This window comes from Bacillus sp. FDAARGOS_1420, from assembly GCF_019344915.1.
Lineage (GTDB): Bacteria > Bacillota > Bacilli > Bacillales > Bacillaceae_G > Bacillus_A > Bacillus_A mycoides.
The window spans coordinates 3,426,427-3,440,176 of record NZ_JAHWJB010000002.1; the positions used below are offsets into that span (position 1 = coordinate 3,426,427).

Genomic DNA, 13,750 nt, shown 5'->3' on the forward strand with positions numbered 1-13,750 from the left:
CCGACTATTTGTATAGAAAAAGTTATAGAATTCCTAAAAATACATATTCAAACAAGGAAAACATAATCTAAACCGGACTTTTTTCTTACGTATACGTTTAAAAAGGAGGATTCAGAGAACCGAGCAGATTGAGGCACGTATGCTAGGAGGAGCGCAGTGTAGGAGTACTACTCGAGCACCGGACTAGCATACGTAACGATGAGATGCGACAGTTATCTGAACCGGACTTTTTAAAATTCCCCTCAAAAAAAGCCTAGACGGCTATAGTATAACCATCTAGACTCTATTCTTACTTCTCTTCTTTCAAGCTCAATTTTAAGCTTAGCTCTTCAAGCTGAGCTTCTGCAACTGGGCTTGGCGCTTCTGTTAATAAGCAGCTTGCGCTTGCTGTTTTCGGGAATGCAATTGTATCACGAAGGTTCGTACGACCTGCAAGTAACATAACAAGACGGTCTAAACCTAATGCGATTCCGCCGTGTGGTGGTGTACCGTATTCGAATGCTTCTAATAAGAATCCGAATTGTTCTTGTGCTTCTTCTTGTGAGAATCCAAGTGCTTTGAACATTTTTTCTTGTACGTCACGCTCGTAAATACGAAGTGATCCACCGCCAAGCTCATAACCGTTTAATACAAGGTCATATGCTTGTGCACGTGCTTTTTCTGGTGCTGTTTCTAATAACTCAACGTCTTCACGGAATGGCATTGTGAATGGGTGGTGAGCTGCGAAGTAACGATCTGCATCTTCATCGTACTCAAGAAGTGGCCAATCAGTTACCCATAGGAAGTTAAATTTACTTTCGTCAATTAACTCAAGCTCTTTACCTAAACGTAAACGAAGTGCACCTAAACTATCTGCAACAACGCTTTTCTTATCTGCTACGAATAGTAATAAGTCACCAGCATCCGCTTCTAATGTACTCATTAACACGTTTGCATCTTCTTCACCGAAGAATTTCGCAATCGGTCCTTTTAAGCCGTCTTCTTCAACTTTAAGCCAAGCTAGACCTTTTGCACCGTATACTTTGGCGAATTCAGTTAATGCATCGATGTCTTTACGAGAGTATTTGCTCGCTGCACCTTTTGCGTTAATCGCTTTTACTTGTCCGCCGTTTTCTACAGCACTTGTAAATACTTTAAATCCACAACCTACTGCAAATTCAGATAGGTCTTTTAGTTCCATTTCAAAGCGTGTATCCGGCTTATCAGAACCAAAGCGAGCCATTGCATCAGCATATTTCATACGAGGGAATGGTGCACTAACTTCTACACCTTTTGCATCCTTCATGACTTTCGTCATCATACGCTCCATCATTTCTAAAATTTCATCTTGTGTTAAGAATGATGCCTCGATATCAATTTGCGTGAATTCCGGTTGACGGTCCGCACGTAAATCTTCGTCACGGAAACAACGTGCTACTTGATAGTAACGTTCAAATCCACCGACCATAAGAAGCTGTTTAAATAGCTGCGGAGATTGAGGTAATGCATAAAATTCACCATCATGCACACGGCTTGGTACTAAATAGTCGCGAGCTCCTTCTGGCGTGCTCTTCGTTAAAATTGGTGTTTCGACTTCTAAGAACTCTTCTGTATCTAAGAAGTTACGAATTGTTTTCGTTACGTCATGACGCATTTTGAATGTGTTGAACATTGCAGGACGACGTAAGTCTAAGTAACGATATTTTAAACGCACATCTTCTGATGCATCTGTATCATCAGCAATAATGATTGGCGTTGTTTTCGCTGCGTTTAATACATTTACTTTCGATGCTTGTACTTCAATACGACCAGTTGCCATATTATCATTAATTGCGCCTTCACCACGTTCAACAACTGTACCTTCTACGTGTAATACGTATTCGCTACGAATCGTTTCTGCTACTTCTAACGCTTCTTTTGATGTTTCTGGATTAAATACAACTTGTACGATACCTGTACGGTCACGTAAGTCGATAAAGATTAATCCACCTAAATCACGGCGTTTTTGTACCCAACCTTTTAATTGAACTGTTTGTCCAACCGCTTCTACTGTTACTTTCCCGCATGCATGTGTTCTTTCAGCCACTTTAAGTTCCCCCTATATTAATTTCTCTGCTACATATGAAGCAAATACATCTAACGCTACTTCTTCTTGTCCGCCTGTTGCCATATCTTTTAAGTTAATGATGCCTTTATCTAGCTCATCTTCCCCTAATACAGCTACGTATTTCGCATTTAAACGATCTGCAGATTTAAATTGTGCTTTCATTTTGCGATCTAAATAATCTTTTTCAACTGATAATCCAGCTTTACGAAGATCGAACGCAACTTTTGCAGCACGGTCTTTCGCTTTTTCACCAAGTGCTACAACGTAACAATCAATACTATGTTCAATTGGTAACTCAATATTTTCAGCCTTCAGCGCCATAATTAAACGCTCAATACTCATCGCAAAACCGATACCTGGCATTTCCGGTCCACCGATTTCTTGTACAAGTCCGTTATAACGGCCACCGCCACTTAATGTTGTGATAGCACCGAAACCTTCTGCCTCACTCATAATTTCAAAAACAGTGTGTTGGTAGTAGTCTAAACCACGTACTAAATTCGGATCTTTCTCAAATGGAACATCCATCATCGTTAGTAGTTCTTGTACTTTGTCGTAGTATACTGCTGAATCTTCGTTTAAGTATTCTGTAATAGATGGTGCCGTGCTCATTAATTCATGATTACGGTCCTTCTTACAGTCTAAAATACGAAGAGGGTTTTTTTCTAAGCGAGATTGGCAATCAGAACAGAATTCTCCGATGCGCGGCTCAAAGTGAGCAATTAACGCATCACGGTGTGCTTGACGACTCGCTGCATCACCTAAGCTATTTAATACAACTTTAATATTTTTTAAGCCCATACCACGGTAAAACTCTACGGCAAGTGCAATTACTTCTGCATCAATTGCTGGATCGTTACTACCAATTGCTTCAATACCGAATTGTACGAATTGACGATAGCGACCTGCTTGTGGTCTTTCATAACGGAACATTTGGCCGATATAGTATAATTTTGTTGGTTGTGTTGCATCACCGAACATTTTGTTCTCAACGTAAGAACGTACAACAGGTGCAGTACCTTCTGGACGTAATGTTAAACTACGCTCTCCACGGTCTTGGAATGAATACATTTCTTTTTGTACGATATCTGTCGTATCACCAACACCACGTAAAAATAGCTCTGTGTGCTCAAAAATTGGTGTACGAATTTCTTTATAATTGTAACGACGGCAAATGTCGCGCGCTTGCCCTTCGATATACTGCCATAACTCAACACTACCTGGAAGAATATCTTGCGTTCCGCGTGGGATTTGAATAGACATATTCAGTTCCTCCTCAAATTGTTTTAATCTTAATAAAAATAAAAAAACTCCCGCCTCTACTGTTTGAACAGTAGGGACGAGAGTATTATACCCGTGGTGCCACCCTAATTGAAGCACGTATGCTTCCACTTTTTTAATAACGCTTAAATTTGCGTTCATCTCTACTAAGCGTATAAGCCTTTCAAGTTGAAACCTACAGAGTGTCATTCAATCAGTCATCATGTAGAAATGTTTTCAGCCTAGGACATTTCTTCTCTTTCCATGTGTATCTCATTTACTCTCCTCTATCAACGGCTATATTCATATGTAAATATAAAATTACTATACGTTTGTTGAGTAGGATTGTCAAGTGCTCTAAGAGCGCTCAATTTGCTTCTTTAGGCGCTTTACATCTTGCAGTGAAATTCCGAACTCTGAAGCAAGCTCCATTGAAGTATTGTTTTGCTCTTTTGAAATAAAATCATGAAAATTCACGTTAAACAGTTGATTTGCACCATTTGTAACAGAATGCCCTTTTTCATTCATACGCATACGTATATCCCTCACATTCAATATGGATGTTTTACTTGTTATTGTTCCATATTGATGAAAGAGTTATACATAACTGAAAACAGCTATTGATTCCAATTAAAGTGAAACTTTAATCAGTGGGTTTTGTCCATCTCCACTGATTATTCGTCCGACTCCCAATCTAACTCCCTCGCAGTCGCCGAATTTTGAGATGAGAGTCTTACTCCCACAAATAGCGGGATAAATAAACAAAACATACAACAATGTATAAAAAAGAGAGGATTATATAATCCCCTCTTCTTAAGCAACACTATTTACTATCCACAATTAAGGTCACCGGACCATCATTGATTAAAGAAACGTCCATCATTGCTCCGAACTGTCCTGTCTCCACATGCAGTCCTTGTTTACGAACTTCTTCATTAAAGAAATCATATAAATGTTCTGCATAATCAGGTTTCGCAGCATCCATAAAGTTTGGACGTCTTCCCTTGCGGCAATCTCCGTATAATGTAAATTGCGAAATAGATAGAACTTGTCCCTTCATATCAAGTACAGAGTGGTTCATCTTTCCGCTCTCATCTTCAAAAATACGTAGGTTTGCAATTTTTTCTGCGATATAAGTTGCATCTTTTTCTGTATCTTCATGCGTAATGCCAACTAGTAATGTCAAACCGAATGGAATTTGTCCTACAATCTCGCCATCTACTGTGACAGACGCTTCCTTTGATCGTTGTAAAACAACTCTCATCTTTTCTACACTCCCTATTAATGCATCATGCGTCGTACGGCATAAATTTCTGGAACACGTTTAATGCGCTCTACTACTTTTTTCAAGTGTTGTAAGTTTCGAATAGAAATCGACATGTTAATCGTTGCCATCTTATTACGATCACTTCTACCAGAAACAGCTGAGATATACGTCTTCGTTTCTGTAACAGCTTGTAATACTTCATTCAATAAACCACGACGATCATAGCCTGAAATTTCAATATCAACATTGTACTCAATTTCTTTTTCAGGACTACCTTCCCAATCTACTTCTAGTAAACGCTCCACCGCTTCTTCTGTATGCACATTGACGCAATCGCAACGGTGAATTGATACGCCTCGACCTTTCGTAATATACCCAACGATATCATCACCTGGAACTGGGTTACAGCATTTTGATAAACGAATTAACAAATTATCTGCACCACTTACCTTTACACCAGAATCCCATTTTCGAATTTTCATCGGTTTACGAACTTCTTTAACTTCAACGATGTCTTCTTCTTCACGTTGTTTACGGAACTTGTCCGTTAGTCGCGTAACAATTTGCGCTGCTGTAATTCCGTTATATCCAACTGCTGCAAACATATCTTCTTCATTTGCAAAGTTAAACTTCTCAGCGACACGTTTTAAATTATCAAGCGCTAATACTTCTTTCATCTCATACTCTAAGCCACGCACTTCTTTTTCAACAAGTTCACGGCCTTTTTCAATATTTTCATCTCTACGTTGTTTCTTAAAGAATTGACGTATTTTATTTTTCGCATGAGATGTTTGAGCAAGCTTTACCCAATCTTGACTTGGACCATACGAATGTTTCGATGTTAAAATTTCAATGATGTCACCAGTTTTCAACTTATAATCAAGCGTCACCATTTTCCCATTTACTTTTGCACCAATTGTCTTGTTTCCAATTTCCGAATGGACACGATACGAAAAATCAATTGGAACAGAGCCAAGTGGTAATTCCATTACATCGCCTTTTGGTGTAAAGACGAATACCATGTCAGAGAATAAATCAATTTTTAATGACTCCATAAATTCTTCTGCATTAGAAGCTTCATTTTGCCATTCTAATATTTGACGGAACCAAGTTAGTTTCTTCTCTAATGTACCTGTTGTTTCTGCTGTTTTTCCTTCTTTATACGCCCAGTGTGCCGCGATTCCGAATTCTGCAATCTCATGCATTTCTTTCGTACGAATTTGCACTTCTAGCGGATCACCTTTTGGTCCAATTACAGTCGTATGAAGAGATTGATATAAATTTGCTTTCGGCATTGCAATATAATCTTTAAAACGACCTGGCATTGGTTTCCAGCACGTATGAATAATTCCAAGCACCGCATAGCAATCTTTAATACTATTCACAACGACACGTACAGCTAGTAAATCGTAAATTTCATTGAATTGTTTATTTTGCAATGCCATTTTACGATAAATACTGTAAATATGTTTTGGTCTTCCAGAAATCTCAGGTTGAATTGAAACCTCTTTTAATTTCTCGCGAATGCCAGTCATTACTTCATCTAAATATTCTTCACGCTCTGCACGTTTACGCTTCATTAAATTCACAATACGATAATATTGCTGCGGGTTTAAATAGCGAAGTGACGTATCCTCTAACTCCCATTTAATAGTACTAATTCCGAGTCTATGTGCTAAAGGTGCAAAGATTTCTAACGTTTCATTCGCAATGCGACGCTGCTTCTCTTGAGGCAAATGTTTCAATGTACGCATGTTATGAAGACGATCAGCTAGTTTAATTAAAATAACTCGAATATCTTGAGCCATTGCAATAAACATTTTGCGATGGTTTTCTGCTTGTTGCTGCTCATGGGATTTATATTTAATCTTTCCAAGCTTTGTAACACCATCGACAAGCATAGCGATTTCTTTATTAAATTCCCGTTCAATGTCTTCTAATGTAATTTCTGTATCTTCCACTACATCATGTAAGAAACCTGCCGATACTGTAGCCGGATCCATGTGTAAATCAACTAAAATACCTGCAACTTGAATTGGGTGAATAATATATGGTTCACCCGATTTTCTATATTGTTCGCTATGTGCATCACGCGCATATTCATAGGCACGTGCCACTAGCTCAATATCTCCATCCGCTAAATATTGACTTGCTTTCTCGAGTACCTGTTCAGCTGTTAGTACTTGCTCATTTGCCATCGAATCACCTTTTATTGAAAATTGACTTTATCTTTATTGAATAGAATAAATTATATTCTATCATTATAACCCAATGATTGTGAATTGTGAAAAGGAAAAGATTTTACTGACATTTCACCATGTTTTTTTGTGCAATTATACAAAAGTACCCGCTCCTCTCCAAGAGATTCACGGGTACTTTTTTATCACCGTAGTTTCACCTATATAATGATTAGTATTTTTCTAATACTAATACATCGTAACCATCTAACATTTTACGACCATCTAAGTAAGTAAGCTCTACTAAAAATGCAATTCCTGCTACAACTCCACCAAGTTCTTCAACTAGTTTAATTGTCGCTTCGATTGTTCCACCTGTAGCTAATAAGTCATCTGTAATTAATACACGTTGGCCTGGCTTAATTGCATCTTTATGGATTGTTAAAACATCCGTTCCATATTCTTTACCGTAGTCAACTGTAATTACTTCACGTGGTAATTTTCCTAATTTACGAACTGGTGCGAAACCTACTTCTAACGCATAAGAAACTGGGCAACCAATAATAAAACCACGCGCTTCTGGTCCTACTACAACATCAATGTCTCTTTTATTTGCATACTCAACGATTGCATCTGTTGCTGCTTTATATGCTTTTCCGTCGTTCATTAAAGGTGTAATGTCTTTAAACACAATACCTTCTTTCGGATAATCTGGTACAATTGCGATATGTTGCTTGAAATCCATATTTCTGAATCCTCCTCAGATATAAAAGGTTTGTAAATACAAATCCTTTACCCTAACTGTTCTACTTATTTATGATCACGAATCGTTTCAAACCATGTATATAGTTGCTGATATGTGCTATAAACCAATTCTTTCTCTAATTGTAAGTGGTTCATTTTCTCACGATATGTGTTCGATTCAATTAAATCACGCTTTTGTTTTTTGTCTGCCATAAAAATGACACCGTCTTTTATTGTAACAAATTCTAACTCAAAAAACACCTGTGTCATGAAATTTACTGTATCTTTTGACCAACCTTTATGACGACACAGTTGTTCCCCATATTGCCTTAAAGAAAATGGTGTTTTTTGGCTTAAGAAAGAATAGTACCATTTAAAATGTTCCCTCGTTGGGACCGTACTAAATAAATGATTATTCTCTTGATAAAATAGCGTGTAAATTCGAGCTGGGAATCCAGCCTTAAATACATCACCTAATTCATCTGTTCCTTTCGGCAAATCAAGTAGCACAATGTATTGATCATCAAAATGAGCTACCTCTGATGCATGCACGATATGCTCTTTATAGCCTTCTAAAGAAAATTTATTCAATACCTCTTCAGAAAAATACACCATTGTTATTTTTTCTTTCGGAAGTTCTGCTAAATTTGCTTCTACATTACGCATACTACGCCAGTCAAATAATTGCCATGCCTCTACAGCAATATCTTGCACCATTAATTGCGGCTTTTTAAAGTTATTCCATTCATTAATGGACACTTCTCCTACTACAGAAACCTTCGCAACTGGAGAGATTTCTTTCGCATAAGTACCAAATCCAAATCCAATCGTGTCCAGTGTTGCTTGTCCATCACGAAGAGCCATTTTTAAATGCGAACCATCAGATCCAATTGCACGGATACTTTCTAAGTCGGCATCTTTCACCGCAATACGCGGTTTCGGATTTCCTACGCCAAATGGCGCTAACTTTTGCATATCCTCAATCGCGGCAAGCGTTACATCCTCTACTTTACAAAATGCATCCACTGCTGTAATCGGAATAAAATCTTCTGCTGTTAAAATTACATCTGCTTGCTCATTTAACCTGCGTCTTAATTCATCCACATCATTCATATTAAGCGTCATTCCCGCTGCCATCGGATGACCTCCGAAATGCGGTAACAATTCACGGCAATCTGAAAGGTTTGCAAACAAATCAAATCCTGCAATACTACGAGCCGATCCCTTTGCTGTTTCTTTATGAGGATCAATGCTTAATACAATCGTCGGACGATAAAAACGTTCAACTAACTTAGAAGCGACAATTCCAATTACCCCTGGATTCCAACCTTCTTTTGCAAGGACTAATACTTTGTTTTCTTCTGGCGGGAAATTATTTTCGACTTCAGCGATAGCTTCTTCAGTAATTTGCTTTACAATATCTTTTCGAAGTTTGTTCAGCTCATCAATTTCTTCAGCTAGCTCTTTCGCTTCCTCTGGATCTTCTGATAATAAAAGGTGTACAGCAGGTGTTGCATCTTCCAAACGACCAACCGCATTAATACGAGGTGCGAGTGAGAATCCGATGCTTTCTTCTGTAATTTCGCTTTGCGAAACGTTAGCGACTTTAAATAACGCCTTTAAACCGATATTTCGAGTCATTCGCATATGCTTCAGTCCACGCTGTACTAATAATCTATTTTCACCGTGAAGCGATACTAAATCGGCTACCGTACCGATTACTGCAATTTCCAACAAATGCTCTGGTACACGCCCCAAAAGTGCATGTGCAACTTTAAATGCAACACCAACACCCGCTAAATAATGAAACGGATAAACACCGCCTTCTAATTTCGGATGAATAATCGCAAGTGCCTCTGGTAATTCTGGTGGTGGCTCATGATGATCTGTAATAATAAGATCTATTCCAAGTTCCTTCGCTACCTTCGCTTCATGTACCGCTGCGATACCAGTATCGACAGTAATAATTAGTGAGAACCCTGCACTGTGTGCCCAACGAAACGCTTCTTCATTTGGCCCATAGCCTTCAGTAAAACGATTTGGAATATAAAACTCTACTTCTGCACCTAATTCTTTGAGAGCAAGATATAACACAGTCGTACTACTTACTCCGTCCGCATCGTAATCGCCAAATATTAATATTTGTTCTCCATTTTCAATAGCTTTTTTCACACGTTCTACAGTCCGATCCATTCCTTCAAGTAAAAATGGATCATGAAATTCTTGATCTGCTGTATTTAAAAAGTCTACAATCTTATCTTCTGTATTTAAGCCTCTGCCAAGAAATAATGAAGTCACAAGAGGTGATAGTTGCAATTTATTTGCTAATTCACTCACTAGTTCCTCATTATATTCTTTTTCTTTCCAACGCGTCTTCGGTTGTAACACGAAATCACCCCTTAACCTATCCATTATACAAGACAGATTAAGGGGTGACAATATAATGCAAACTACGATTCGATATCTATATAATTAAATATCCGTTATGTTTAATTTGGAGAATACGGATTAATATGTACAAAAACATTTTGTACGTTATCTTGTTTCATAAGTTTTTCTTTTACATGTTTTCCGATGCGGTGACCTTCTTCTACAGTGATATATGGATCTACAGATACTTTAATATCAACAATAACATAGTGGCCATGTTCTCTTGCATATAAAGAGCCGATTTTCTTCACACCTTCCACTTGAAAAACTGCCTCCCTAAGCGGAACAACATCTTCTTCATGCAGAACATGATCGAGCGTTGCATGAATAGCTTCTGCTCCAATACTCCACGCCATCTTAGCAACGAGAATTGAGACAAATAATCCTGCAATTGGATCGGCATATACAAGCCAATCTATACCTAACTTACCACCGATAATAGCTGCACAAATGCCGATTAAAGCTGCAATTGAAGAAAACACATCCGAACGGTGCTCATATGCATTTGCAATAATTGCATCACTATTTATCCTCTTCCCTAATCGATATTTATACTGAAACATCCCTTCTTTCACTACAATCGAAAGAATAACTGCAAAAATCGTAATTCCTTTTGGTGGTTCTAAATCTTGTGAAAAAGCTTTTATAGACGAAATCGCTATCTCTATTCCAACAATAAATAATAATACCGCAACAATAATCGCTGAAATCGATTCCGCTTTACCATGACCATACGGATGATCTTCATCAGGCGGTTGCTTTGCTGCTCGTAATCCAAAAAGTACAGCTAACGAGCCAATTACATCTGATCCAGAATGCACTGCATCCGCTAAAAGTGCCTTACTGTTTCCAATATAACCAATTACCGCTTTTACAATCGCTAATATAATATTACCAACGATTCCGACAATAGCACCAAATTCGGCCTGTTTAAAACGTTCATCTTTTTCCATAATTAAAATCCCTTCTTTTCTTAACCTATCTTTTTATCCCGCTATTTGCGGGCAGTAAGCCCCCACCTCAAAATCCGGCAAATACAAGAAAGTTAGGTGGGAGATCAACTGCCCGTAAAAGCCCGATTGGTGAGGGCTAATAATAAGTGGGGATGAACAAAACCCCCATTTATTAAAGTTTCACTTTATTTTAACAAAATCAGCGATAACATCACCACTTTATTCCATTTCATTCTTTCAAAAGTTGCTATCTTATTGTATCCACAAACGAAAAAAGAGATGCCTCATAATGAGACATCATCTTTTTTATACTTGCGGTTCAGGTTCTTCTTTCTCAACCTTCTTCTTGTTTTTGCCCTTTTTCAAACGGCGGTTTTCAAGCATTAACCAAATTTGAGAAGCAACGAAAATAGAAGAGTACGTACCTACAACTAATCCAATTAATAATGCAAGTGAGAAGTTACGCAGTGATTCACTACCAAAAATAAGTAGTGCGATTACTGGGAATAACACTGTTAACACTGTATTAATTGAACGACCAATTGTTTGACGAATACTTGAGTTTACGATTTCTTCTAGGTCTTTTATGTCGCGAACTCGTTTTTTCTGTTTGTATAACTCACGGTTTCTATCGAATGTAACAATCGAATCATTGATGGAATAACCAATGATTGTTAATACTGCCGCAATAAACGTTAAGTCTACTTCCAATTGGAAAATACTAAACACAACAATCATAACGAACGCATCATGTAACAATGCGATTACCGCAGATAATGCATATGTGAAGCGGAAACGAATACTTACGTATAAGATGATAACCAATGAAGCTATCAGAACCGCGATGAATGCATTTCGTGCAATCTCTTTACCGATTGTCGGCGAAACTGTACTTACGTTTGGCTCTGTACCGTATTTATCGTTAAAGAATGTTTTTGTTTTCGCAATTTCATCTTTCGATAAAACGCCTAACGTACGAACAGCGAAACCTTTATTGTCATCTCCGGTCGGTACAATATCTTCTTCCTTCACATCGATGTTCAATTCTTTCAAATCTTTATGAACATTAGAAACAGTAGTTGCTTGTTTTGATTGCAAGTCGATACGTGTACCACTTGCAAAGTCAATACCAAGATTCATTTTGAAAATCGGTAATATAATTGCCCCAGCAATTACAACTACAATTGAGAATAAGAAAAATTTATGACCGATATTTACGAAATTAATACGATCAAATCTCGTCGGTGGATGTACTGCACCTTTTGTTATTGGAATAATATCCTTTTGCTTAACACCAAAGTAAGATAGTTTCTTATCAAAGTAACGGCTCTTTACAAGTAAACCTAGTAAGAAACGAGTACCGAATACGTTCGTAATGAAACCAACTAAAATACTTACGATTAAACTTGTTGCGAATCCTTTTACAGAGCTATTACCGTAAGCGAATAATACACCAGCTGCTGCAATTGTTGTAATGTTCGCATCTAAAATTGTCGATAATGAACGATGGTTACCAGCACGGAATGCTGACATCATCGACTTACCAATTTTAAGCTCTTCCTTCAATCTCTCGTACGTAATGATATTCGCATCAACTGCGATACCAACCCCGAGCACTAATGCCGCAATACCTGGTAATGTAAGAACTGCATGCATCCAGTTAAAGACAAGTAATGTAACGAAAATGTATAAACCTAACATAATAACCGCTACAAGTCCTGGTAAACGGTAGAATACAAGCATGAATAAGAAGATAATAGCAATACCAATCGCACTAGCGAAAATCGTTTGCTCTAATGCTTGTTGACCAAATTTCGCTCCAACAGATGTTGAATACATTTCTTTTAAATCAACAGGAAGTGCACCTGCATTTAATAAAGATGAAAGTTCTTTCGCACTTTCAACTGTAAAGTTTCCACCTACGATAGATACTTCAGCTTGGTTAAATACTTGGCTTACTGTTGCTGCTGATAAAAACTTCGGATTCGGTTTTGCAGCTTCTGCTTTGTATGAATCTTTTCCTTCTTCAAAATCAAGCCAAATTACCATTAAATTCGTTGGTGGTGGCATTTTTGAAATCTTTTCAGTTACTTCACGGAATTTTTCAGCGCTTTTTAGTGTAAGACCTACGCTCGCACGGCCTTGCTCATCAAATGTTTGCTTCGCTCCGCCGCCTTTTAAATCCGCCCCGTCCATAAGAAGGTTATCATCCACATCACGGAATGTTAGTTTCGCTTGTGTTGATAACATTTCACGTGCTTTTTGCTGATCTTGTACACCAGCAAGCTGTACACGAATTCGATCTTCCCCTTCGATTTGAATGTTCGGCTCACTTACACCAAGAACATTGACACGATTTTCAAGAGCACCTACTGTACTTACAAGTGCATCACGATCGATTTTATCACCTTTTTTGGCTGGTTTTACTTCATACAGAATTTCAAAACCACCGCGAAGGTCTAGTCCTAGACTAATTCCTTTTGCTATGTCTTTTCCTGCCGCACCAATTACTCCACCAATTAATAAAACGATGAGGAAAAAGGCGGCAATTCTTGTACCACGCTTTGCCATATGTACCCTCTTTCTGCTACTAACACTTCCAATAAATCTCTTACGATTCATTTTCGCACGTGTGCATACGCCTAGTTAGTAGACTTACTTTCTATAAAATACATGTATTTTCGCTAGTTCATCACTAGCTGTGTCGGTAAGCTTTTCACAATACCTACACTATTCATTATTTATTTTTCCTCTTCACTACCTCCTTTATATATAATCTTAGACATAATTAATTCCACTTTATCAATACCTATCATTATACTGCAAAAGGAAG

9 protein-coding genes and 1 other annotated feature are annotated in these 13,750 nt (G+C 37.9%); all 9 genes read right to left on the reverse strand.

Annotated elements, in window-relative coordinates; translation table 11 throughout:
* Positions 1-289: 289 nt before the first annotated feature.
* Positions 290-2,065 (reverse strand): aspartate--tRNA ligase, encoded by a 1,776-nt coding sequence (gene aspS, locus I6L50_RS27835; protein ID WP_002067242.1) that lies wholly within the window; start codon positions 2,063-2,065, stop codon positions 290-292.
* Positions 2,066-2,077: 12 nt separating this feature from the next.
* Complete coding sequence (gene hisS / locus I6L50_RS27840) at positions 2,078-3,349, reverse strand: histidine--tRNA ligase (RefSeq protein ID WP_012261743.1); 1,272 nt, start codon at positions 3,347-3,349, stop codon at positions 2,078-2,080.
* Between the two features lie 69 nt (positions 3,350-3,418).
* Positions 3,419-3,649 (reverse strand) — a binding site (T-box leader).
* 54 nt (positions 3,650-3,703) lie between these two features.
* Positions 3,704-3,880 carry a hypothetical protein gene (locus I6L50_RS27845; RefSeq protein WP_001242605.1) on the reverse strand — a complete coding sequence of 59 codons (177 nt, stop codon included), beginning with the start codon at positions 3,878-3,880 and terminating at the stop codon, positions 3,704-3,706.
* A 289-nt stretch (positions 3,881-4,169) separates the two neighbouring features.
* Entirely contained in the window at positions 4,170-4,610 is a 441-nt protein-coding gene (locus I6L50_RS27850) for a D-tyrosyl-tRNA(Tyr) deacylase (RefSeq protein WP_016092357.1), read from the reverse strand.
* A 17-nt stretch (positions 4,611-4,627) separates the two neighbouring features.
* The gene (gene relA / locus I6L50_RS27855; protein WP_002138443.1) at positions 4,628-6,811 is read right to left on the reverse strand and encodes a GTP diphosphokinase; all 2,184 of its coding nucleotides are present in this window, start codon (positions 6,809-6,811) and stop codon (positions 4,628-4,630) included.
* Positions 6,812-7,022: 211 nt separating this feature from the next.
* Positions 7,023-7,535 carry an adenine phosphoribosyltransferase gene (locus tag I6L50_RS27860; protein ID WP_002015305.1) on the reverse strand — a complete coding sequence of 171 codons (513 nt, stop codon included), beginning with the start codon at positions 7,533-7,535 and terminating at the stop codon, positions 7,023-7,025.
* 65 nt (positions 7,536-7,600) lie between these two features.
* On the reverse strand, positions 7,601-9,922 hold the full coding sequence (gene recJ, locus I6L50_RS27865) for a single-stranded-DNA-specific exonuclease RecJ (RefSeq protein ID WP_219303577.1): 2,322 nt from the start codon (positions 9,920-9,922) through the stop codon (positions 7,601-7,603).
* A 101-nt stretch (positions 9,923-10,023) separates the two neighbouring features.
* A complete protein-coding gene (locus tag I6L50_RS27870) occupies positions 10,024-10,917 on the reverse strand; it encodes a cation diffusion facilitator family transporter (protein WP_002015308.1) in 894 nt (297 codons plus the stop codon).
* Positions 10,918-11,223: 306 nt separating this feature from the next.
* On the reverse strand, positions 11,224-13,488 hold the full coding sequence (gene secDF, locus I6L50_RS27875; protein ID WP_219303578.1) for a protein translocase subunit SecDF: 2,265 nt from the start codon (positions 13,486-13,488) through the stop codon (positions 11,224-11,226).
* Positions 13,489-13,750 lie beyond the last annotated feature (262 nt).

Excerpts from the sequence above, each read along its gene's own strand:
- I6L50_RS27850 (WP_016092357.1), bottom strand. The coding sequence starts at position 4,610 with ATGAGAGTTGTTTTACAACGATCAAAGGAAGCGTCTGTCACAGTAGAT.
- I6L50_RS27870 (WP_002015308.1), bottom strand. The coding sequence starts at position 10,917 with ATGGAAAAAGATGAACGTTTTAAACAGGCCGAATTTGGTGCTATTGTC.
- secDF (WP_219303578.1), bottom strand. The coding sequence starts at position 13,488 with ATGGCAAAGCGTGGTACAAGAATTGCCGCCTTTTTCCTCATCGTTTTA.
- hisS (WP_012261743.1), bottom strand. The coding sequence starts at position 3,349 with ATGTCTATTCAAATCCCACGCGGAACGCAAGATATTCTTCCAGGTAGT.
- relA (WP_002138443.1), bottom strand. The coding sequence starts at position 6,811 with ATGGCAAATGAGCAAGTACTAACAGCTGAACAGGTACTCGAGAAAGCA.
- I6L50_RS27845 (WP_001242605.1), bottom strand. The coding sequence starts at position 3,880 with ATGCGTATGAATGAAAAAGGGCATTCTGTTACAAATGGTGCAAATCAA.
- I6L50_RS27860 (WP_002015305.1), bottom strand. The coding sequence starts at position 7,535 with ATGGATTTCAAGCAACATATCGCAATTGTACCAGATTATCCGAAAGAA.